24 protein-coding genes are annotated in these 22,774 nt (G+C 50.6%); 6 read left to right on the plus strand and 18 right to left on the minus strand.

What is annotated here, in order from left to right; all coding sequences use genetic code 11:
• Positions 1 to 444: 444 nt before the first annotated feature.
• From zur to L4C36_RS19405, 3 genes are all read left to right on the plus strand, one after another.
• Positions 445 to 888 carry a zinc uptake transcriptional repressor Zur gene (zur, locus tag L4C36_RS19395; protein WP_428479452.1) on the plus strand — a complete coding sequence of 148 codons (444 nt, stop codon included), beginning with the start codon at positions 445 to 447 and terminating at the stop codon, positions 886 to 888.
• 36 nt (positions 889 to 924) lie between these two features.
• Complete coding sequence (locus L4C36_RS19400; RefSeq protein ID WP_428479453.1) at positions 925 to 1,389, plus strand: chemotaxis protein CheX; 465 nt, start codon at positions 925 to 927, stop codon at positions 1,387 to 1,389.
• 271 nt (positions 1,390 to 1,660) lie between these two features.
• The gene (locus L4C36_RS19405) at positions 1,661 to 1,870 is read left to right on the plus strand and encodes a cold-shock protein (protein ID WP_428479454.1); all 210 of its coding nucleotides are present in this window, start codon (positions 1,661 to 1,663) and stop codon (positions 1,868 to 1,870) included.
• 81 nt (positions 1,871 to 1,951) lie between these two features.
• On the opposite strand, the gene pgi is transcribed toward L4C36_RS19405, so the two are convergent.
• Positions 1,952 to 3,604, minus strand: coding sequence for a glucose-6-phosphate isomerase (gene pgi / locus L4C36_RS19410; RefSeq protein ID WP_428479455.1), 1,653 nt, complete (start codon positions 3,602 to 3,604; stop codon positions 1,952 to 1,954).
• Positions 3,605 to 3,898: 294 nt separating this feature from the next.
• Here pgi and L4C36_RS19415 point away from each other — a divergent pair, with 294 nt between their 5' ends.
• Positions 3,899 to 4,318 carry a secondary thiamine-phosphate synthase enzyme YjbQ gene (locus L4C36_RS19415; protein WP_428479456.1) on the plus strand — a complete coding sequence of 140 codons (420 nt, stop codon included), beginning with the start codon at positions 3,899 to 3,901 and terminating at the stop codon, positions 4,316 to 4,318.
• 66 nt (positions 4,319 to 4,384) lie between these two features.
• Here L4C36_RS19415 and L4C36_RS19420 read toward each other — a convergent pair whose 3' ends face one another.
• Genes L4C36_RS19420 through L4C36_RS19430 form a run of 3 tightly spaced genes read right to left on the minus strand, consistent with a single transcriptional unit; the run spans position 4,385 to position 8,178 of the window.
• Positions 4,385 to 5,644, minus strand: a complete 1,260-nt coding sequence (locus L4C36_RS19420) for a BamA/TamA family outer membrane protein (RefSeq protein ID WP_428479457.1) — start codon at positions 5,642 to 5,644, stop codon at positions 4,385 to 4,387.
• 17 nt (positions 5,645 to 5,661) lie between these two features.
• A complete protein-coding gene (gene alr, locus L4C36_RS19425; protein ID WP_428479458.1) occupies positions 5,662 to 6,741 on the minus strand; it encodes an alanine racemase in 1,080 nt (359 codons plus the stop codon).
• 39 nt (positions 6,742 to 6,780) lie between these two features.
• A complete protein-coding gene (locus tag L4C36_RS19430; RefSeq protein ID WP_428479459.1) occupies positions 6,781 to 8,178 on the minus strand; it encodes a replicative DNA helicase in 1,398 nt (465 codons plus the stop codon).
• A 221-nt stretch (positions 8,179 to 8,399) separates the two neighbouring features.
• Between L4C36_RS19430 and L4C36_RS19435 the strand changes: the two genes are divergently transcribed.
• On the plus strand, positions 8,400 to 9,152 hold the full coding sequence (locus tag L4C36_RS19435; RefSeq protein ID WP_428479460.1) for a DUF481 domain-containing protein: 753 nt from the start codon (positions 8,400 to 8,402) through the stop codon (positions 9,150 to 9,152).
• A gap of 97 nt (positions 9,153 to 9,249) precedes the next feature.
• On the opposite strand, the gene rplI is transcribed toward L4C36_RS19435, so the two are convergent.
• The 7 genes from rplI to nsrR all read right to left on the minus strand — a co-directional run bounded on the left by rplI (position 9,250) and on the right by nsrR (position 14,880).
• On the minus strand, positions 9,250 to 9,702 hold the full coding sequence (gene rplI, locus L4C36_RS19440) for a 50S ribosomal protein L9 (RefSeq protein WP_428479461.1): 453 nt from the start codon (positions 9,700 to 9,702) through the stop codon (positions 9,250 to 9,252).
• Positions 9,703 to 9,739: 37 nt separating this feature from the next.
• Positions 9,740 to 9,967, minus strand: coding sequence for a 30S ribosomal protein S18 (gene rpsR / locus L4C36_RS19445; protein WP_428479462.1), 228 nt, complete (start codon positions 9,965 to 9,967; stop codon positions 9,740 to 9,742).
• 16 nt (positions 9,968 to 9,983) lie between these two features.
• Positions 9,984 to 10,286 carry a primosomal replication protein N gene (gene priB / locus L4C36_RS19450; RefSeq protein WP_428479463.1) on the minus strand — a complete coding sequence of 101 codons (303 nt, stop codon included), beginning with the start codon at positions 10,284 to 10,286 and terminating at the stop codon, positions 9,984 to 9,986.
• 7 nt (positions 10,287 to 10,293) lie between these two features.
• On the minus strand, positions 10,294 to 10,683 hold the full coding sequence (gene rpsF, locus L4C36_RS19455; RefSeq protein ID WP_428479464.1) for a 30S ribosomal protein S6: 390 nt from the start codon (positions 10,681 to 10,683) through the stop codon (positions 10,294 to 10,296).
• 323 nt (positions 10,684 to 11,006) lie between these two features.
• The gene (gene rlmB / locus L4C36_RS19460) at positions 11,007 to 11,741 is read right to left on the minus strand and encodes a 23S rRNA (guanosine(2251)-2'-O)-methyltransferase RlmB (protein ID WP_428479465.1); all 735 of its coding nucleotides are present in this window, start codon (positions 11,739 to 11,741) and stop codon (positions 11,007 to 11,009) included.
• 3 nt (positions 11,742 to 11,744) lie between these two features.
• Complete coding sequence (gene rnr, locus L4C36_RS19465) at positions 11,745 to 14,327, minus strand: ribonuclease R (protein WP_428479466.1); 2,583 nt, start codon at positions 14,325 to 14,327, stop codon at positions 11,745 to 11,747.
• A 121-nt stretch (positions 14,328 to 14,448) separates the two neighbouring features.
• A complete protein-coding gene (gene nsrR, locus L4C36_RS19470) occupies positions 14,449 to 14,880 on the minus strand; it encodes a nitric oxide-sensing transcriptional repressor NsrR (protein ID WP_428479467.1) in 432 nt (143 codons plus the stop codon).
• A 104-nt stretch (positions 14,881 to 14,984) separates the two neighbouring features.
• Here nsrR and hmpA point away from each other — a divergent pair, with 104 nt between their 5' ends.
• Positions 14,985 to 16,169: an NO-inducible flavohemoprotein gene (gene hmpA, locus L4C36_RS19475; RefSeq protein WP_428479468.1), complete on the plus strand. Its 1,185-nt coding sequence runs from the start codon at positions 14,985 to 14,987 to the stop codon at positions 16,167 to 16,169.
• A 122-nt stretch (positions 16,170 to 16,291) separates the two neighbouring features.
• On the opposite strand, the gene motX is transcribed toward hmpA, so the two are convergent.
• From motX to hfq, 7 genes are all read right to left on the minus strand, one after another.
• The gene (motX, locus tag L4C36_RS19480) at positions 16,292 to 16,921 is read right to left on the minus strand and encodes a flagellar protein MotX (protein WP_428479469.1); all 630 of its coding nucleotides are present in this window, start codon (positions 16,919 to 16,921) and stop codon (positions 16,292 to 16,294) included.
• Positions 16,922 to 17,096: 175 nt separating this feature from the next.
• Complete coding sequence (locus L4C36_RS19485; RefSeq protein ID WP_428479470.1) at positions 17,097 to 18,413, minus strand: adenylosuccinate synthase; 1,317 nt, start codon at positions 18,411 to 18,413, stop codon at positions 17,097 to 17,099.
• A gap of 123 nt (positions 18,414 to 18,536) precedes the next feature.
• A complete protein-coding gene (locus tag L4C36_RS19490) occupies positions 18,537 to 18,731 on the minus strand; it encodes a DUF2065 domain-containing protein (protein ID WP_428479471.1) in 195 nt (64 codons plus the stop codon).
• A gap of 186 nt (positions 18,732 to 18,917) precedes the next feature.
• A complete protein-coding gene (hflC, locus tag L4C36_RS19495; RefSeq protein ID WP_428479472.1) occupies positions 18,918 to 19,943 on the minus strand; it encodes a protease modulator HflC in 1,026 nt (341 codons plus the stop codon).
• A gap of 2 nt (positions 19,944 to 19,945) precedes the next feature.
• Positions 19,946 to 21,100 (minus strand): FtsH protease activity modulator HflK, encoded by a 1,155-nt coding sequence (hflK, locus tag L4C36_RS19500; protein WP_428479473.1) that lies wholly within the window; start codon positions 21,098 to 21,100, stop codon positions 19,946 to 19,948.
• Positions 21,101 to 21,156: 56 nt separating this feature from the next.
• Complete coding sequence (gene hflX / locus L4C36_RS19505) at positions 21,157 to 22,446, minus strand: ribosome rescue GTPase HflX (protein ID WP_428479474.1); 1,290 nt, start codon at positions 22,444 to 22,446, stop codon at positions 21,157 to 21,159.
• 26 nt (positions 22,447 to 22,472) lie between these two features.
• Entirely contained in the window at positions 22,473 to 22,742 is a 270-nt protein-coding gene (gene hfq / locus L4C36_RS19510; protein ID WP_047875420.1) for an RNA chaperone Hfq, read from the minus strand.
• Positions 22,743 to 22,774 lie beyond the last annotated feature (32 nt).

Here is a 22,774-nt window from a genome sequence, read left to right on the forward strand (position 1 = left end):
AAGCTGTACAGATAAAGAAAACAGTAAAAGTAATATGGCAAACCTTATGACTTTTCACCGCCAGAACAGTAAGTCATTGAAAAATAAGGGTTTAATTGAAATCGCAATAGATTGTACAGGCTTTTGAGCTTTTAGAACATAATACCTAAAAAGCTGTACACCTTGGCTATCCATTAAAAATCAACAAGTTACACAACACACCGCCGACCTCAACTTACCAGACAAAAGTTGTACAGAAAAAACATGAACTATTAATGGTAAGGTGTACATCTCATTCCCCCCCTCACGGGTAAGAAATGCCCCAGCACGATATCCTTTTCTATACATGCCGTGATCTCATGCACGCTTTCTTTTCCTTGATACAAACGAATATCTATTACGGAGGTACGTTTACAGATGAATATGTTAGAATATGGCACTCATTTGCTTATATTTTGAGGTCATATGGCAAACAAGAGGCCGTTGTTGGAAACCGCCCAGCAGCTCTGTGAGCAACGGGGAGTAAGGCTTACACCTCAAAGACTTAAGACATTATCGCTGATCATTGAACAACGCCGTTCAATCAGTGCTTATGAACTTTTAGATCTTTTACGAGAGAGCGAGCCCCAAGCCAAACCGCCCACCGTTTACCGTGCACTCGATTTTCTTCTCGCCCAAGGCTTTGTACATAAGGTTGAATCAACCAATACCTATATTGCCTGTTGTTTACTCGAGCATGCCGATCACTGCTCACAGCTGTTGATCTGTGATGCATGCGGGGCAGTCGAAGAATGCCATGATGACGAGCTGGCCAAATTACTCCGCCATCGCGCAGAGCAAAATGGATTTGCTATTACCCATCATGTAGTAGAAAGCCATGGCATATGCCAGCAGTGTAAAGATAACTAAGTGTTTTATTGAAACAGAGACCATCGTGATCAAATTATGCGCGCAGAATTCGTAAACCCTTTTTTGGCGTCATTGTTGAATGTGCTAAAAACCATGGCGTCCATGGAGCTGGCGCCACAAAAACCTCGTCTTAAACGCGACCAAGTGGCTCGAGGGGATGTCTCAGGCTTGATCGGTATGATTGGCCCGACGACGAAAGGCTCTATGTCGATCACTTTTGATGAATCCTTAGCACTGGAAATCATGCAGCGCATGCTGGGTGAACGCCCGCTCGGGATCAATGAAGAAGTCACCGACATGGTGGGGGAAATCACCAACATGGTCACAGGGGGCGCCAAGCGTATGCTGGCCGACCAAGGCCATGACTTTAATATGGCCACCCCTGCCGTGGTGTCCGGCCGCGGCCATACCATTACTCACAAGTGTGACGGTACCATCATCATCATGCCGTTTACCTCAGAATACGGCCAAGCGTTTATCGAGATTTGCTTCGATAGCTAAGCCGCATACCCCGTGTCGTATACCGTCAGCCTCGGCAGCATACGACACGTCGCTTTATCTTCAATTTTATCACTTTGATTTTTCTGTGAACTTGCCACAATTCTTGGACAAAAAACTACCAACTGTCACATATTCGATCTAGACTCAGTATGCTAGATAAGCATCAGAGCGCGTATTGCGCCATGCTTTCTGCCGCATCACTTGCTTGATACGTCACACAGTACGTAACAGCAAGCAAGGAAATATCCACATTCAAAGGAAAGATCGAAACATGAGCAAACTGACTGGAACCGTAAAGTGGTTCAACGATGAAAAAGGCTTTGGCTTCATTTCTGGCGCTGACGGCAAGGATGTCTTCGTCCACTTTAGTGCAATTCAGGCGCAAGGCCGTCGCTCTCTGCAGGAAGGTCAAAACGTCGAGTTTATCGTCACTGATGGTCAGAAAGGTCCGCAAGCAAGTGAAGTGGTAGCACTGTCTTAAGATCCTCTGTCATACCGATAAAAAAAACGCCGCAAATTGCGGCGTTTTTATTGTTCTCAGCAAATCATCTCGCCAATAGGCTTAGCGACGCCACTGTTTGAATGCATTGATCAAGCCGTTGGTTGAACTGTCATGGCTTGTCACCGCACTGCCATCCGTTAGTTCAGGCAGAATGTTGTTAGCCAGTTGTTTACCTAGCTCAACACCCCACTGATCAAAGCTGAAGATATTCCAAATCACACCTTGGGTGAAGATCTTGTGCTCGTACAGGGCAATCAATGAACCCAATACCGCCGGTGTCACTTGCTTCACAAGGATAGAGTTGGTTGGACGGTTGCCGTTGAACACCTTAAATGGTACCAATTCAGCCACTTCTTCCAGTGTCTTACCAGCCGCTAGGAACTCCGCTTCTACCTGCTCTTTGGTCTTACCGAATGCTAATGCTTCCGTCTGTGCAAAGAAGTTCGCCATCAGTTTAGGATGGTGATCGCCCAGTGGGTTGTGGCTGATTGCAGGCGCGATGAAGTCACACGGGATCAACTTGGTGCCTTGGTGGATCAACTGGTAGAACGCGTGCTGACCGTTTGTTCCTGGCTCACCCCAGATGATTGGACCCGTTTGGTAATCAATTGGGTTACCACCGCGGTCAACACACTTACCGTTTGATTCCATGTTACCTTGCTGGAAGTACGCAGCAAAACGGTGCAGGTACTGATCGTACGGCAGGATAGCTTCCGATTCTGCACCGTGGAAGTTGTTGTACCAAATACCGATCAACGCCAAGATCACAGGCAGGTTCTGCTCAAGCGGTGCTTGGGCAAAGTGCTGATCCATCGCGTGTGCACCGTCAAGCAATGCCACGAAATTATCAAAACCAACAGACAGGCTGATAGACAGACCGATCGCGGAACACAGTGAGTAGCGACCGCCAACCCAGTCCCAGAACTCAAACATGTTGTCGGTATCAATACCGAACTCAGACACTGCCTGACCGTTGGTTGATAGGGCCGCGAAGTGTTTCGCAACATGTGCCGCATCGCCCGCTTCCGCCAAGAACCAGTCACGCGCCGAATGCGCATTGGTCATGGTTTCTTGGGTGGTGAAGGTTTTGGAGGCAATCAAGAATAGGGTGGTTTCAGGGTTAAGCGGCTTTAAGGTTTCCGCAACGTGCGTGCCGTCGACGTTAGACACGAAGTGCATGTTCAGGCGAGTTTTGTATGGGACCAGTGCTTCTGTCACCATGTAAGGACCCAAGTCCGAACCACCGATACCGATGTTCACAATGTCAGTGATCGCTTTGCCGGTGTAGCCTTTCCACTCACCGTCAACAATGCGAGACGTGAACGCATTCATCTTCTCAAGCACCGCGTTCACCGCAGGCATCACATCTTCACCGTCTACCATAATTGGCGTGTTGCTACGGTTACGCAGCGCAGTGTGCAGCACGGCACGATCTTCTGTCTGGTTGATTTTCTCACCGCTAAACAGCTCAGCAATCGCCGCTTTCACTTCCGTTTGCTCAGCCAGCGCCTGCAATTTCGCCATGGTTTCTGCAGTGATAAGGTTCTTAGAGTAATCCAGAAGGATATCATCACCAAAATTGGCTGAGAACGTGTTGAAACGCTCGCTGTCCTTGGCAAACAGATCACTGAGCTGCTGGTCTTTCGTTGCTTCGAAATGGGCAGTCAGCGCTTTCCACGCCTCAGTATGAGTTGGATTGATATTTTTCAACATGTGAAGTTCCTGATTTTTAATTGTTAATCCATTAGCCTAGTCAGAATCATCCAAGCTACGGATCCCCGATCTAAGTGCATAGTGTTAGGACGCGTTGCCCCAAGTGTAGTGCAACCCGCGCCGTCCTCACTATGTTTGTAATTTTACAACTTATGAATAATTATGACGCGAAGCCTTGCCTACCTGCATTGCGTCAGGTCACGAAATGACAGAGTAAATGATAGGCAGGATGATGCGCAACATGTTCGACCAATATCACACTTATTGACGAATAACGAAAGAGGAATGAGTAAGATGTGGCTCCAGACAACCATGCAACTTCGCCCCCGTACGCGCGGCTTTCACCTGATCACCGATGAAATTGAACAACATCTGCCCCAACTGCGTCAGATCCAATGTGGCATCGCCCATGTGTTTATCCAACACACCTCAGCCAGCCTGACGTTAAATGAGAATGCCGATCCCACGGTACGCAGTGATATGGAAGCCCATTTTAACCACACAGTACCGGAATGTGCTCCGTTCTACCGCCATACCGATGAAGGCGATGACGACATGCCCGCGCACATCAAAGCCTCACTGCTGGGCAGCAGTGTGAGTGTGCCGATCACACAAGGACGTTTGGCGCTCGGGACGTGGCAGGGCATTTATTTGGGCGAGCACCGCGATCACGGCGGAAGTCGTCGGCTTGTGGTGACCCTGAACGGGGAATGACAGACAGCAAAAAGGCGGGACATGCCCGCCTTCTCGATAAGAAAGATTTTAAAAACAATCAGCGGATTAAAACGGCTGATTGATCATGACACGGAAAATACTGTCTTCACTGCCCCATGCCATTTCGCTGCGAACCACAATCCCTTCTACCTGAAAGCGGATCGCCCCACCCGCACTCCATTTCATGTCACGGTGGAGCTCAGCCAAGTCATACTCGCTGGCCACGCGCCCCACATCGGCAAAGACCACCCATTGCCACCAAGGCACGTCATACCATTCAAACACCGGCCAGTCTTTCAGTGGTTGCCAATCAGGCAGAATCCGGTACTCAAGGCTGTAACTGAGGGCTGAACGATCGACATAGCGCCCACTGGCAAAGCTACGCAAACGGTATAATCCCCCTAATCGCATGCCCGCATACGCCGGAGGACGACGGAACTCGGTGCCCCCGTTGACGGTCTCCGTTTGATCCCAGCTTGGTGTGTCCCCGGTATACAGGTTAAACGCGAGCACCTGTTGATCTAGCACCTCGCCCAGTGGGCCAAGGTTCCAGAACCAGCTTTGGTTCAACTCCCACTTCCACCAACTCGGACGGTCATGACTGCCGGGATCCACTGAGACCGAGAACTGGCTGCGACTGCCTTCTGTCGGGTTGCGCGTGGCATTTCGGTTATCCCAGTCAAAACGGGTTTCCAGCCCCCACACCGCTTCTGCTTCCGTGAAACCAGCGGGGGCAATATCGTGCGTTAGCAGGTTGCTGAACACACGGCTCTGGTAAAAGGGACGCAACTCTAACGTGCTGATCCCACTCTCCCACGGCGTATGCCCGGTTAACTGGCGATTCGGTGTCAATGCCGCGCGTACCCCTTGCGCTTTACCGGCGCCCAGTGGCAGCACATACCGCATCGACACGCGATACCGCGATTCGCTCGCATCTGCGACAACCTTGTCTTCAACCAACGAGTTATTGCTTGTGGCGTCACCCAAGTAATAATCAAATTGTTTGAACTCAGCAGCATATAACTCCGCCCCGAACAACCAACGGCTGTCGAGCCCGAGGCTATAGTTATTGGCTCCTAAGTAGCCCAACCAGGTGCCCTTTTCGGTCACCAAGCCCGCGCCGATCAGGGCTGCCTGAGGTTGCCCCGCGCCTTTCACGATCCCGGCCATCCCAACGGACAACCCCATGGCATCCGTCGAGAAGACAAAAGGCACCACGGCCGTATCCGGCTCCCATGAGGGCCAACCATCCGCTTGCGCGGGCGCTAAACATGAAAAAGCCGCAACAGAAATTGCGGCTTTACAAAGAGGAGTTATACGACTCAAATCCGTCTCTTTTTTTATTATAAATAGGTCATGGCGACACGTGATGTCAGCTTCGTCACCAACTCATAGGCGATGGTACCAATGTGCTCTGCCACCACTTCAGCAGGCAATCCTTCGCCCCACAGTACCGCTTCATCCCCAACTTTGTCGGTGGAATCCGGGCCAAGATCGACGGTCAGCATGTCCATCGACACGCGACCCGCCATCGGTACAATACGGCCATTCACCAGCACAGGCGTGCCATTCGGCGCGGTGCGGGGATAGCCGTCCCCGTAGCCAATCGCAATCACGCCCACTTTGGTGTCACGCTCGCTGGTCCAGATCCCGCCGTAGCCGACGGTCTCGCCTTTTTTCACTTCACGTACCGCGATCACACTGGAAGCCACCGTCATGACGGGCTGCAGCTGGAACGCCGCCGCAGAACGGGTGTCTTCCACGAACGGGGACACGCCATACATGATGATCCCCGGGCGGATCCATTCAAGGTGGCTATCCGGCCATGCTAACACCCCGCCCGACGCCGCCAATGAACGCTCACCTCGGCACCCTTCAGTCAGGTGTAAAAAGGTATCAATCTGATTGGTCGTGACATTGCTGCCCAGCTCATCCGCACAACCAAAGTGGCTCATGTAACGCAACGGCTTGGCCACATTCGGGCAAAGATGTAGACGCGAAACAAACTCCGCAAATTGCTCCGGACGCACACCGAGGCGATGCATACCGGTATCTACCTTCAGCCACACCACCACAGGGCCATCCAATTGCGCCTGCTCTAACGCTTCGAGCTGTTCAATGGAGTGCACCACGGTATGAATATTGTTCGTGACCAGCACAGGCAGATCGGTAGCCGCGTAAAACCCTTCCAGCAATAAGATCGGTTTCACGATCCCGTCGGCACGCAAGGTGAGCGCCTCTTCGATGCGGGCAACCCCAAAGCCATCCACGTCCGGCAGGCTTCGGGCAACATGTGCTAGGCCGTGACCATAGCCATTGGCTTTCACCACCGCCAATACTTTGCTCTGCGGCGCCTGAGCGCGGATCTGGCGAATATTGTGAGTGAGTGCCTGTGTGTTGATATATGCTGTTGCCGCCTTCATCAAAAATCCTACTGTTACTGTGCCGCGAATGTCTGTGTGTTATTCGTCATCAAAAGCCGGGCCGGCATAATTGTCGAACCGTGAAAACTGACCTTGGAACGTTAATCGTACGGTACCGATCGGACCGTTACGCTGTTTACCCAAGATAATTTCGGCAATGCCTTTCAGGGCACTGTCTTCGTGATAAACCTCATCACGGTAAATGAACATGATCAAATCGGCATCCTGCTCGATCGCACCCGATTCACGCAAGTCGGAGTTCACCGGACGTTTATCGGCACGCTGCTCCAACGATCGGTTAAGCTGCGACAGCGCCACCACCGGCACATTCAGCTCTTTGGCCAATGCTTTAAGTGAGCGCGAGATCTCGGCAATTTCCAGCGTACGGTTATCTTGATAACCCGGCACGCGCATTAATTGCAAGTAGTCGATCATAATCATACTTAACCCGCCGTGATCGCGGGCGATACGACGCGCACGAGAACGCACTTCGGTTGGGGTGAGGCCTGAACTGTCATCGATGAACATATTCTTCTTTTCCATCAGAATACCCATCGTCGATGAAATACGCGCCCAGTCTTCATCGTCCAACTGACCGGTACGGATCTTGGTTTGGTCAACCCGTGACAATGACGCCAACATACGCATCATGATTTGTTCGGCGGGCATTTCCAATGAGAAGATCAGTACGGGTTTTTCTTGTTCCATGGCTGCGTTTTCACACAGGTTCATGGCAAAGGTGGTTTTACCCATCGACGGACGCGCAGCGACAATGATCAAGTCAGAGCCCTGCAAGCCTGCCGTTTTTTTATTCAGATCGGTAAAACCGGTCGACACCCCTGTCACACCGTCTTGCGGTGACTGATACAAAATCTCGATACGTTCCAGCGTTTTCTCTAAGATCGTATCAACACTTTGTGGGCCTTCATTTTCCGAGGTGCGCTGTTCCGCGATAGCAAAGACTTTGCTTTCCGCCATATCCAGCAACTCTTCACTGTCACGGCCTTGCGGATCATAACCGGCATCGGCAATTTCGTTTGCGACGCTGATCATTTCTCGGATCAAGGCGCGCTCGCGGACAATCTCGGCATACGCCAGAATGTTCGCCGCCGACGGGGTGTTCTTCGCCAGTTCCGCCAAGTAGGCAAAACCACCGACATCTTCCAGCTTATCCGAACGCTCAAGGTGTTCAGACAGGGTGATCAAGTCCAGCGGCTGACCGCCTTCCAGCAGTGCCGCGGTACCTTCAAAAATAATACGGTGTGGACGACTGTAGAAATCCTTGGCAACGACCTTTTCCGCGACGACATCCCACTTTTCATTATCGAGGATCAAGCCCCCGAGCACTGATTGCTCAGCCTCTAAGGAATGCGGAGCCATCTTGATCGCATCCATCTTGGTGTCTTTCGGGTAATGGGGTTTGTTTTTTTCTGCCATAGGATTTGAAGTGTCTGCCGGAAACTAAGCCGGGCATTATATACTAAGAGTCACCCTATCAATATAGGCCATCTCGCCAATCCGAATTTTCCATCTTATATTACGCCCACTTCGTCCGAGTTCCGTCATCTCGTCTCAATTGTTAACCAAAAGCTGACATAAATGGGGTAAACTGCAGCGTCCTGTTTACTCACCCCGCTGTTCAACCATGAGGAGGCTATTTGGCAAGATCCTTGCTGGCATTGCTGCTGTTTGCACATGCATACGCCTATGCTGCTGATGACGATCAACCAACCCCGATCCCGCCACCGTGGAGTAGCGAGATTGAATTGGGCTACCAGTCGTTAGGGGGAAATTCTGATTCACAAACCCTGAACACCCGACTCGGACTTACTTACGTCAAAAATCAGTATCGTCAGACGGCTGAAGCCAAATACTTACTGGCGGAAAAAGATGGGGAAGAGGATAAGCGCAAAGGCCAAGTGGAGCTGCAAAGCGACATGAAGATCAATGATCGGACCTATGTGCTGGGGAATGCCACGTATGTGGACGACCGCTACGGCCCCTATTTTATTGATTTTACCCTCGCGACCGGTCTGGGTTACCAGTTGATTCGCCGTGAAACCTTCCAGATGGAAGTGGAAGCCGGCCCGGGCTACCGCCATCAAGAGCCCAATGTCGATGAGATTGATGACGACGACATTATTCTGCCCGACATGGTTGATGAACTGATCCTGCGTGGCAGCGCTAAGATGGCCTGGAAGCCCTCAAAAGATGTTGAGTTCACCGTGCGAATGACGGGCATTGCTGGCAACAGTAACAGCACGATGGAAACTGAGGTGAACCTCACCACCGCCATCAACGATCACGTGGCCATCAAACTCAGCAATACCCAAAAGCTCAATAGCTGGGTTCCCGATGGGCTGAAACGGCGAGATTCGGCCATGACAGTCAACTTGCTGTTCAAAATATGATGCGCCAGCAAGGGCGCATGCCATTGCCCGCTCTCTGCCAAATCACAGGCAAAAAAAAACCAGCCCGAAGGCTGGTTTTTTATTTCACAATAAACGATTAAGCTTCAGCTACAACGTTTAGAGTGATTGTTGCGAATACGTCAGAGTGAAGCTGAATGCTCACTTCGAATTCGCCAGTCGTACGTAGTGCGCCTTCAGGAAGACGAACTTCGCTCTTCGCTACTTCAACGCCAGCTGCAGTAATTGCATCAGCGATGTCACGCGTACCGATAGAACCGAATAGTTTACCTTCGTCACCAGCTTTAGAAGCGATAACTACAGCTTCAAGCGCGTTTAGTTTTTCAGCGCGAGCTTCACAAGCAGCTAGTTGCTCAGCAACTTTAGCTTCTAGTTCTGCACGACGAACTTCAAACATTTCAACGTTAGCTTTAGTTGCCATAACTGCTTTACCCTGTGGGATAAGGAAGTTACGAGCGTAGCCCGCTTTAACGTTAACCTGATCGCCTAGGCCACCTAGGTTACCGATTTTATCAAGTAGAATAACTTGCATTATCTTGTCCTCTTAAACTTAATTAAACCGCTACCGATTACAGATGCTTATCTGTGTACGGTAGAAGTGCTAGGTAACGAGAACGCTTGATAGCGCGAGCTAGCTGACGCTGGTATTTAGCGCGAGTACCAGTGATACGGCTAGGTACGATTTTACCAGCTTCAGTGATGTAGTTTTTTAGAGTTGCTACGTCTTTGTAGTCAATCTCTTGAACGTCTTCTGCAGTGAAACGGCAGAATTTACGACGACGGAAGAAACGTGCCATGGGCTTATCTCCTGAACTAAATTTTTTCAATGTGGTCAGCATGCAACACTAATTTTCCCAAGCCATTACGACCGGTCTGGTAAGAAACAAAGCCCCCTACCTTAATGTGGCTGCCGACAGCTAAATCTTGAGTGATACTTTGTTGACCTTGCCCGCTCACTACCACGTTAATGTAGCAATACACTTGCCGTGGCAGATTCGCTTCTTGCTGGTAGGAACGATGCTCAAGCACAAAGTGACAATGAGGGATCCCTGCCAGCGACCGGCTTCGTTTGGGGTCTTTGGCGATAACGCCAGACAACACCAGACGATTGGTCATCTAGTAATTACTCAGCTGCTGCTTCGTCTTCAGACTGTGCAGTTTCTGTACGCTCTTCACGCTTAGAAATACGCTCTTCTTTAGCCTTCATCATTGGAGATGGCTCAGTGATAGCGCCTTTAGTGCGCATGATCATGTTACGGATCACAGCATCGTTGAAGCGGAAGTTAGACTCAAGCTCGTCAATTACAGACTGCTCTGCTTCTACGTTCAAAAGAACATAGTGAGCTTTGTGCAGTTTGTTGATTGGGTAAGCCATTTGACGGCGGCCCCAATCTTCTAGACGGTGAATCTGACCACCAGAATCTTTGATAGCACCAGTGTAACGCTCGATCATGCCAACAACTTGTTCGCTCTGATCTGGGTGCACCATGAATACGATTTCGTAATGACGCATGGGTTGCTCCTTACGGATTATTCAGCTTCTCGATTTGGCTCGGTCATCCAGGAGAAGCAAGGAACTAAAAGAAAAATAACCGAGAATTTGGAGGCAGAATAGTATAGAGAATGGACAATTTAAGCAAGCACATTTTATCGGTCTGGCGAAGATATCTGACGAAATAAAATGGCACGGCTATTCAGACAGATAGACGTCTACGCCCTTGCCCTCTCCCGCTTATCGCCGTATACCGCCAGCATAAAAAAACCGAGCACACACAAATGTGCATGCTCGGTTTTTGTGATTAAACGGCAGAAAAATACCCGCCTATCCTCTGACCATTACTGGCGCTGACGTACCGCTTCAAACAGGCAAATTCCTGTTGCAACAGATACGTTCAGGCTTGATACAGACCCCGACATCGGGATTTTGATCAGGTCATCACAGGTTTCACGCGTCAGACGGCGCATGCCTTCCCCTTCTGCGCCCATCACGATAGCCAACGGCCCGGTCAGTTTGCTCTGGTAGATGTCATGCGTCGCTTCACCCGCGGTACCCACCACCCACACACCTTTGTCTTGCAACGCACGCAGCGTACGGGCCAAGTTGGTCACACGGACCAATGGCATGATTTCTGCCGCACCACAGGCCACTTTACTGGCGGTTGCATTCAGTTGGGCTGAGCGATCTTTCGGTACAATCACCGCGACCGCACCAGCGGCATCCGCATTACGTAAACACGCTCCCAAGTTGTGTGGATCGGTCACGCCGTCCAACACCAACAGCAATGGGTTTTCTTGGCCGGCCAGCAAGTCATCAAGATTGTTCTCGTTGTACTGCTTACCCGGACGCACACGGGCAATAATGCCTTGGTGTGATGCGCCATTGACTTTGTCATCCAGCGCTTTACGACCCGCTTGCTGAATGGTGATCCCCAACGTTTGTAGTTCGTTGATCACAGGTAGAAGACGGTCATCTTGACGATCTTTCAATACAAACACTTCAATGAAGCGCGATGGATCCGAAGCCAGTACGGCGTTCACGGCATGAATGCCGAAAATCATGTCATTACTCATGGATTAATTCTTCTTTGCTTCTCGTTCTTTTTTACCCGCCCGCTGTTTTTTGCGCGCTTTGGTCGATTTTTTCTTGCGCTTCGGCTTATCACCGTCTGCCGCGTCATGCTTACGGCCCGCAGAAGGCTTATCACCCTCTGATTTCGGGATTGCACCGGCTTTCAGTTTCTGGCGAACCGAAGAACGCTCTTTCTTCGGCTTATCACCCGACTCTGGCTTCGCATCGCCGCCTTCTACGCGATACGTTTTCAGGCTTTGGCGTTGCATGCCTTCAGCCTTACGCATACGCTGCTTTTTCTCACGGCCTTGACCGTCACGCGCTTTATTCTCACGCTCTCTCGCCGTTTTACCTGCACCACGAGGTTTACGGGTGCTGCCGACGATATCAAAGTCGATTTGACGATCATTCAAGTTGATGGAGGCCACTTTCACCTTCACCGTGTCCCCGAGACGGTAGACAAGACCAGAGTTATCACCAATCAGACGCTGACCAATCGGATCGTACTGGTAGTAATCGTTCGCCAGGTTTGAAATGTGTACCAAGCCATCGATGTTCAACTCATTCAAACGAACAAAGAAACCAAAACCGGTGACGTTGGCAATCACACCGTCAAACTCATCACCCACGTGATCTTGCATGTACTCACATTTGAGCCAATCAGCGACATCACGGGTTGCATCATCGGCACGGCGTTCAGTCATCGAGCACTGTTCACCCAAGGTGTCCATGTCATCAAACGAGTAATGGTAACCCCCGGTTGGGGTCCAGCGTTCTTGGTTCGCACCGGCTTCTTTCGCTACAAGGTACTTCAAAGCACGGTGTAGCGTTAAGTCAGGGTAACGACGAATTGGCGAAGTGAAGTGCGCATACTGGCTCAGTGCCAAACCAAAGTGACCGATATTATCGGCTTGGTATGCCGCTTGCTTCATCGAGCGCAGCAACATGGTTTGGATCAGTTCTTTATCGGGACGATCTTGGATCATATTTGCCAAGGCCGCATAGTCTTTCGGTGACGGCTCTAGCCCACCCGATAGCTGCAAGCTCATCTCGCCCAAGAAGTCACGGAAGCCCGTTAGACGCTCTTCACTTGGCGTATCATGCACACGGTACAACGCGGGCTCTTTCGCTTTATCGACAAAGCGAGCAGAGGCAATGTTAGCCAAAATCATACATTCTTCGATGATCTTGTGCGCGTCGTTACGGATAGCAGGCACAATACGATCAATCTTACGATCCGCATTGAAGATAAACTGCGTTTCAATCGTTTCAAACTCAATCGCACCACGCTCTTCGCGCGACACCTTCAGCACTTTGTACATGCTGTACAATTCTTCAAGGTGTGGCACCAATGGGGCATAACGCTCACGCAGGGCTTCGTCGCCGTCCAGCATTTTGCTGACTTTGCTGTACGTTAAGCGCGCGTGTGAATTCATCACGGCTTCGTAGTGCTTGTAACCTGACAGTTTACCGGCATCTGAAATGGTCATTTCACAGACCATACACAAACGATCAACTTGTGGGTTCAATGAACACAAGCCATTAGATAGCACTTCAGGCAACATCGGGATCACTTGCGACGGGAAGTACACCGAGTTTCCGCGCTTGATCGCTTCGTTGTCCAATGCCGTACCCGGACGGACGTAGTAGCTCACATCCGCAATCGCGACCCATAAACGCCAGCCACCGGACTTTTTACGCTCACAGTACACTGCATCATCGAAGTCACGGGCATCTTCGCCATCAATCGTGACTAACGGCAAGCTGCGCAAATCAACACGGCCTTGCTTGGCTTCTTCCGGTACTTCTTCGGCCAGTCCCTGAATTTGCTTATCAACTTCAGACGGCCACTCATGCGGAATATCATGCGTACGCAGCGCAATTTCAATTTCCATGCCCGGCGCCATATTCTCGCCCAGCACTTCAACGACTTTGCCCATCGCATTGTATTGGCGAGTGGCACGCTGGCCCACTTCAACCACCACAACGTTACCCATACGAGCACCCATGCGGTGTTCGTTCGGGATCACGATGTCTTGTGCAATGCGAGAGTCATCCGGCACCACGTAGCCCATGCCGTCTTCAATGAAGAAGCGACCGACAATTTGGCCTTCATAATGCTTAATGACACGCACGACACGGCCTTCACGGCGGCCACGCTTATCCGTACCGGCAACTTGTGCCAAGATGTAATCACCGTGGATCACGCCACGCATCTGATGATGAGGCAGCATGAGATCTTCGTCTTTGGCATTGGTGCCTTCTGGACGTAAGAAACCAAAACCATCACGGTGGCCGATCACATGGCCTTTAATTAAATCGAGACGTTCCGGCAAGGCGTAACATTGACGACGCGTGAAAATCAGTTGACCGTCACGCTCCATCGCGCGCAGTCGGCGGCGTAGGCCTTCGTACTGATCATCACCTTCGAGCTTTAGCTCGGCAAACAGTTGATCGCGGCTTATTGGCGCGGAAAACCCACGGATCACTTCTAGCAGCATTTCTCGGCTAGGGATCGGGTTTTCATAGTTGGAAGCTTCGCGATCGCGAAAAGGGTCGACCGGTAAATCGGTGGTACCTTTTGACATAATTTGATCCAAGTTGGCGAAGTTATAACTGTAGTATATCTAGGCCATGGGTGAACAGACGGGAGCCAACTCGAACTTCGTGGCTCCCCTTAGATTGAGAAGTTATTGATAGGTGTTGCGATTAATCAATCGGTTGATCCAGCAACACACGCAACGGTGGATTGTCATCAATCAAACTGGCGAGAGAGTGCTGATCAAGCTCGGCCAAAAACGCTTGGCGCGCGGAAAACAACATGCCTTTCAGGCGACAAGCCGGAGTAATGTGGCAGAACGCTTCGCTGCAATTAACGATTTGCAGAGGCTCGATAGCTCGCACGACATCTCCGATCACTATTTGGTCAGCAGGCCGACCTAGACGGATCCCGCCATTTTTTCCACGTACGGTTTCGACATACCCGAGTTGGCCAAGCTTATTAATAATTTTCACCATGTGGTTACGGGACACCCCGTAGACATCCGTCACTTTGGTGATGCTTGCCAGCTCCCCTTGTGGCAGGGTCGCGAGGTAAATCAAGGCTCGCAGGCCATAATCGGTAAAACTGGTCAACTGCACAATAACTCCTCCTGCTGACATTTTAATCTGGATATTGACTAAAAGATACAGATAAGATACAAGTTATAACATGCATTACAAATACAACAATAGCAGGTAAGCCCATGCTCAGCCCAGACACCATCACGCTCATCAAAGCCACCACTCCCGCTGTCGCACAGACCGGCCCCGCGCTTACCGCCCATTTTTATGCGCGTATGTTCGCGCATAATCCTGAGCTAAAAGACATCTTCAACATGAGTAACCAGCGTAATGGCGATCAGCGCGAAGCCCTGTTCAACGCCATTTGCGCCTATGCCACACATATCGATAACCTTGCGGCGATATTGCCTGCGGTAGAAAAAATCGCCCAGAAACACACCAGTTTCCTGATCACAGCCGATCAATATGCCCTTGTCGGTGAACACTTATTGGCGACCATTGATGAACTCTTGTCGCCCGGGCAAGCCGTGCTCGATGCGTGGGGGGAAGCGTATGGCTTACTGGCTAATATTTTTATTCAACGCGAGGCAGCGATTTACCAAGATACCGCCGCACAAACAGGCGGCTGGCAAGGCCTGCGCCCATTTGTGGTGAGCGAGAAGCAAGTGGAAAGTACGGTGATCACCCGTTTTACGCTGACCCCGAGTGATGGCGGCACCGTTGCCCCGTTCAAGCCGGGGCAATATCTCGGGCTCTACCTCAAGCCAAAAGCGTTTGAGCATCAGGAAATTCGTCAATACAGTTGTGCATCGGCCCCACAGCGCAATCACTACCGCATTGCGGTCAAGCGGGAAGACGAAGGGCGTGTATCCCGCTACCTCCACCAGCATGTTCAGGTCGGGGATACCGTGCACCTTGTTCCACCCGCGGGCGACTTTTTCCTTGAAACCACACCCACCACACCGGTAACGCTGATCTCTGCTGGCGTGGGGCTGACCCCGATGTTGTCAATGCTAGAAACCCTGACGGCCCACCAAGCTCCCGTGCATTGGCTGCATGCCGCCGAAGACGGCGCACACCATGCATTCCGCGATCATGTAACCGCCCTAACGACAGCCCATGATCATCTCACGGCGCAGACTTGGTACCGTGCCCCGCAAGCCAGCGATACGATCGACGTCGATTATCACTTTGCCGGGATGATGGATCTGCAGGCGGTCGCTCCGTTATTGGCCGATCCAGAGATGCAGTATTATTTCTGTGGGCCGGTCGGCTTCATGCAAGCCATCGCGCAGCAGTTGCTGGCGATGGGTGTGACCGAAGATAAGATCCATTACGAATGCTTCGGTCCCCACAAAGTGTTGTAACCGCGCGCGGGTCGTCGAACACCAGCCTTACCGGTATAAAAAAAGAGAAGCCAATGGGCTTCTCTTTTTGGTTGTTCTCTTTATTGGTTATAGCGTGCGCGTCAAGTGGGTAACGGCCTCGGTTACCAAAACGCGTCGCGCCGTTTTGCCCGAGCGATCACATTGGCCGGCATACGATTTTCAAGCCCCTGTCGCAAACGCGCGATCTTCACATGGGTACGCTGATTACCTGTGACGGTGTGATAAAGCCAACGGTAAGCATCCTCGAAATCCAACGGACTGCCATGATCACGCAACAGCAATTCCGCCAATTGAATGCGGGCATTCACATTGCCCATGGCGGCCGCTTCACGCAAATACGGGATCGCACGTTCTTGATCTTGCTGGACCAGTGTTCCTCGCGCGTAATAACGCCCTAGCTGTTCCAACGCCGCGGGTGAACCTTGCTGCGCGGCTAACTGCATGTAGTAAACGCCCAACTCCACATCGCGGGTAACACACACGCCCCAAGCCAGCATATCCCCATACAAAAACTGATACGACGGCGATTCCACACGTATGGCGCGAGCTTCAATGTCTTGCACCAACTGGCAATCATCCGCTTCCACCTGCTGCAGGTGGGTATTATTCTCAAACATGCGGGTCAGTGCATTATCGGTATACACAGGTACCGCCTCACCCACCGTTTCCAAGGCGAAAACAGGGGAAGCCGCGAACAGGGTCAACGCGAGTAATACAGGACGCAACAACATTGAGCATTCTCTCTGGGGATGTGTGCTTTATATCGGCGCAGGCATCCGCAACTTTAGCGAAAATCCCATCCCGCATTTTCACGGCGATATACCCCAAAAAACACGGCGTACCGACATAAAAAAAGCCAACCTGAAGGCTGGCTTTTCATTTCATCTGCATGACAAGCGTCAGGCATTATTCACCGTATGGGTGAACCTTGATGATCGTTTCGTTACGGTCAGGACCTGTCGAAATGATATCGATTGGCACACCGGTTAGCACCTCAATACGTGCGATGTAATCCAGCGCCGCTTGTGGAAGCTGGTCAAGAGAGGTCACACCCACGGTGTTCTCAGACCAACCAGGCATCGTTTCGTAAATCAGCTCTAGGTTCTCGTAAGCATCTGCCGCCATTGGTGATACTTCTAGAAGCTCACCTGATTGCGTTTTGTAGCCTGTGCAGATTTTCAGCTCTTTAAGACCGTCAAGTACGTCTAGTTTAGTTAGACAGAAACCTGAGATAGAGTTGATCTGTACCGCACGGCGCATCGCAACGGCATCGAACCAACCGGTACGACGTAGACGACCTGTGGTTGCACCAAACTCGTGGCCAACAGTACCCAGGTGCTTACCAACAGGATCTTGCTTCTCTAGACCGTCGTATAGCTCCGTTGGGAACGGACCTGCACCTACACGTGTGCAGTATGCTTTCGCGATACCCAGGATGTAACCTAGGTGACGAGGGCCGAAACCAGAACCTGCCGCTACGCCACCAGCTGTGGTGTTAGACGAGGTTACGTACGGGTAAGTACCGTGGTCAATATCAAGTAGTGTACCTTGTGCACCTTCAAACATGATCTTGTCGCCACGTAGACGCGCATCATCAAGTTCTTTGGTCACATCGATAACCATTGCAGTCAGTACGTCAGCTTGTGCCATGACGTTTGCTAGCACTTCTTCGTAGCTAACAGGCTCAGCATTGTAGTAATGCTCTAGCTGGAAGTTATGGTAAGCCATCACTTCTTTTAGCTTTTCAGAAAAAGCGGCTTTGTCGAATAGATCGCCAACACGTAGGCCACGGCGTGCTACTTTATCTTCGTAAGCAGGACCGATACCACGACCGGTTGTGCCGATCGCTTTCTTACCGCGAGCGATTTCACGCGCTTGGTCTAGTGCTACGTGGTACTGCAGGATAAGTGGACAAGCTTCTGACAGGAACAGACGTTCGCGAACAGGGATACCACGAGCTTCCAGTGGTTCCATTTCTTTCATCAGTGCGTCTGGAGAAAGTACAACACCGTTACCGATGATGCATTTAACGTTGTCACGTAGGATACCTGATGGGATCAAGTGAAGGACAGTTTTCTCACCGTCAATGACAAGAGTGTGACCCGCATTGTGGCCACCTTGGTAGCGCACTACATACTTTGCATCTTCAGTCAAAAGATCAACGATCTTACCTTTACCTTCGTCACCCCATTGGGTGCCAAGAACGACTACATTATTTGCCATCTTTCTTCGTCTATCAGTAGTTAAAAAAGGATTCTAGCACCTTTACCCGTTACCTTGCAGTCATTTTTTGACCATGACGGCGTTTTCGCTAGGAACACGGTCACGCTTAAGTGCCAGCGCGATTTACATACTAGTGTACATCATATAAGCAATAACACTGCCTGCCACTACCAGACATCCGCCAATGCGGCGCAGATTATTGTCATCTTGCTGGCTCAGTTGACTGACCATCTCCCGCCATCCTTTCGGTGCTAACAATGGGCCAAGCCCTTCAAACACCAAGACCAATGCCAATGCCATCCATATTGCCTTATCCATCGTGCGGTTCCCCTTTGTATCCCCGTCGGATCATTGCCGCGCAGTATACCGCAATGTGCGGCAGTCACAGGCGTACTTCTATGTTGAACAAGGGATTGGCGCATACGGCCACGCAACAGGCAAAAAAAAAGCAAGACCGAAGTCTTGCTTTTTATTTGTCACAACGTACCGGTCACAACACAGTGATCAGTTGCCGTTGGCATCTTTCATGTACTTGAAGAATTCAGTATTCGGGTCAATAACCAGAATGTCATTCTTCGACTTGAAGCTGTTTTCATACGCTTGCAATGAACGCATGAAGTTGTAGAACGCCGGATTCTTACCGTATGTTGCCGAGTAGATTTCAGCCGCATTCGCTTCTGCACCACCGCGGATCACTAGGGATTCACGGTTTGCAGTCGATAGAATCTCGGTAACCGCAAAGTCAGCTTCTGCACGCAGTACTTCGGCTTTTTCACGGCCTTGTGAACGGTGTTTACGCGCAACCGATTCACGTTCAGCACGCATACGCTGGTAAATCGACTCACTGATCTCTTCCGGTAGGTTGATTTTCTTAATACGGAAATCAACCACTTCCACACCCAGATCGTCCATTACACCGATTTTAATATCAGCAAGCACGTTCGCCATGATTTGGTCACGCTGACCTTCCACAACGTTGCTCACTGGCTTCTCAGCCTCGGCAAGGATAGACGCAACATCATCACTCAATGCCGGTGTAATTGTTGCTGCATCTGTCGACGTAGATGCCGCATCAGCATTGTCGTCTGCCTTCTTACGCTCAGGCCCGGAAACAATCTGCTTGATTTCACGTAAACCGATTTCAGCACGTAGGCTGTCTACCACTTTACGCTTCATCAACCCTTCTGCCGTTGACGCGTCATTACTCGTACTTTGGTAATACTTGTCAAAATCTTTAATACGCCACTTTACGTAGGTATCAATGATCACGTCTTTTTTCTCAGACGTTACAAAACGGTCAGCTTGATCATCCATGGTCTGAATACGCGCATCGAACAAACGCGCCGTATCAAACACCGGTAGTTTAAAATGCAAACCCGGCTCGTACACACGTACAACATTGGAGTCCGCATCTTTTAAGGCACTGCTGAAACGTAGCACGATCGCGCGCTCACCTTCTCGTACCACAAACATGGACATCAACAATGTCGCCACACACACCACAAGCACAGGGACCATTAACTTACGCATAATTAATATCTCCCTTGACGGCCAGTGTCAGGACGCGGTGACGTCGTACTCACTGGAGCGGCTTTCACTTTTTCCAATTCAATACCGTAGTTACCGGTCTTGTTCTGTGGCTGATTGCCTTTCTGATCAGCATTGATCAGCTTATCCAATGGCAAATACAGCAGGTTACCGCTCGATGATGAATCCACCATGACTTTGCTGGTATTGCTGTAAACACGTTCCATCGTCTCAATATACAGACGATCGCGCGTGACTTCTTCTGCCGCCAAGTATTCAGGTAACAGCTTTTCGAACTGTGCTACCTGACCTTGTGCATCGTTAACGACACGCTTGGCATAACCTTTAGCATCGTTGATCACACGTTCTGCACGACCCGTTGCTTTCGGCAAGACATCATTTCGATAAGCTTCCGCTTCACGTAAATAACGCACTTCATCTTCGCGAGAGGCAATAACGTCATCAAACGCATCTTTCACTTGCTCAGGCGGACGTGCCGACTGGAAGTTCACATCGACAACCAACAGACCCATGTCGTAGTTAGCGATGATTGCGTCAATCGCTTCCTGCGTATAAGTACGGATTTCCTGACGACCCGTCGTCAGTGCCTGATCCATGGTGGAGTCACCAATGACGGCACGTAACGCTGAATCGGTCGCCTGGCGCAGACTGTTGTCTGCATTGGTCACGCTGTACAAGTACTTCTCTGGCTCTGCCACGCGGTACTGGACGTCCATTTCAACTTGCACCACGTTTTCGTCTTTGGTCAGCATCAAACCCGAGCTGCTTAGCGAACGAATCGCTTGCACATTCACGGGGGTGACTTGATCAACAAACGTTGCTTTCCAGTTCAAACCCGGCATCACGGTATCGTGGTATTGACCGAAACGCAGCACGACACCACGCTCAGCTTCCCCGATGGTGTAGAAACCGGAGACACCCCATACCGCTGCAGCCAATACTGCAACTACCCCTAAACCTGCAGCACTGCCACCGGTTGAAGGCCCTTTTTTATTACCAAATACGCCACCGAATTTACGACTCAGTTTTGAGAACACTTCATCGAGGTCCGGCGGACCTTGTTCACGACCACCGCGATTATCATTACCCCAAGGGTCTTTATCACGGCCACCGTTGTTTCCAGGCTCATTCCACGCCATTATAGAACTCCATCAACATGATATGACGACAGTTTTTCTTTTACTTTAGCAGCCCATTAAGCAACGATAAAGTCATCTAACGAAGTGCTTTCTCTTTTTTGTAACCGAGACCACTCTGCCAATGGCAAACGAATATCGATTTTGAGATTACCGTCCGGGTCATATTCTTCCTGAACAATACAGCCCAACTGGTAAAATTTACTGCGATAGCGGCCAATATACTGTGGCGGCAAGCACAATGTGTGTTTTACCATGGTGCCTGATAGGCACTCAGTTAATGCGTCAAACAGCAGGTCAATGCCCTGCCCTTCCATCGCAGAAACCCATACCCGACGAGGGACACCCTCATCATCTCTTTCAATACGCGGCGTCGCACCGTCTATATTATCGATCTTATTCATGACCAATAATGTCGGTACGTCGTTGGCTTCGATCTCTTCCAGTACCCCCTCTACCGCTTCGATGTTTTCACGAAAACGATCGTCACTGGCATCCACCACATGCAACAGCAAAGTGGCTTCTTGGGTTTCTTTTAACGTTGCCTTAAACGCCGCCACCAAATCATGGGGCAAGTGGCGAATAAAGCCCACGGTGTCCGCCAAAATAGCCGTACCGACATCCGTGACATCAATTTTACGTAAGGTTGGATCCAAGGTAGCAAACAACTGATCGGCGGCATACACCCCGGCGTTGGTGACACGGTTGAACAAGGTCGATTTACCGGCATTGGTGTAACCCACCAGCGAAATCGTCGGAATTTCGGCACGGTTACGGGCACGGCGGCCCTGATCGCGCTGTTTCGCCACTTTCTCAAGGCGACGCAAAATCGTCTTGATCCGATCACGCAACAAACGGCGGTCCGTTTCCAACTGGGTTTCACCAGGACCACGCAAACCGATCCCGCCTTTTTGACGCTCAAGGTGCGTCCAACCGCGGATCAATCGAGTGGAAATATGACGCAACTGGGCCAACTCAACCTGCAGCTTACCCTCGTGGGTACGTGCTCGCTGGGCAAAGATGTCCAAGATCAGACCGGTACGATCAAGCACTCGGCATTTGCAAATTTGCTCCAGATTTCGCTCTTGCGCTGGAGAAAGAGAATGGTTGAATATGACAATATCAGCGTCTAACGCCCGCACTGTTTCGGCAATTTCCTGTGCCTTACCTTCGCCCACGTAATACTTAGGGTGGGGAGTTTTACGACTACCGGTCACAACCTGTAGCGCATTCACTCCCGCCGAGGAGACCAGCATTTCAAACTCGCTGAGATCTTCCCACTCCCCTTCTTGCGTGAAGTTGATATGAACAAGAATTGCCTGCTCACCGGATTCATAACGGTCAAACAAGCAATCAACTCCTTAACAACGAATAATTATTCTTCTGTTTTTTCCTGAGAACGTTCACCTGTTGCTGGACGATCACCGGCATGGTGATGGTTGACCGGGCGAGCAGGTACCACTGTAGAGATCGCGTGCTTGTACACCATCTGGTTAACGGTATTTTTCAGGAGGATCACAAACTGATCAAATGATTCGATCTGGCCTTGTAGCTTGATGCCGTTTACAAGGTAGATAGATACTGGGATTCTTTCGCGACGCAAAGCGTTCAAAAATGGGTCTTGCAGAGATTGCCCCTTAGCCATTATTTCTTTTCCTTATTTGTTTGTAGTTGTAG

The organism is Photobacterium japonica, assembly GCF_050337005.1.
Taxonomy (GTDB): domain Bacteria; phylum Pseudomonadota; class Gammaproteobacteria; order Enterobacterales; family Vibrionaceae; genus Photobacterium; species Photobacterium japonica.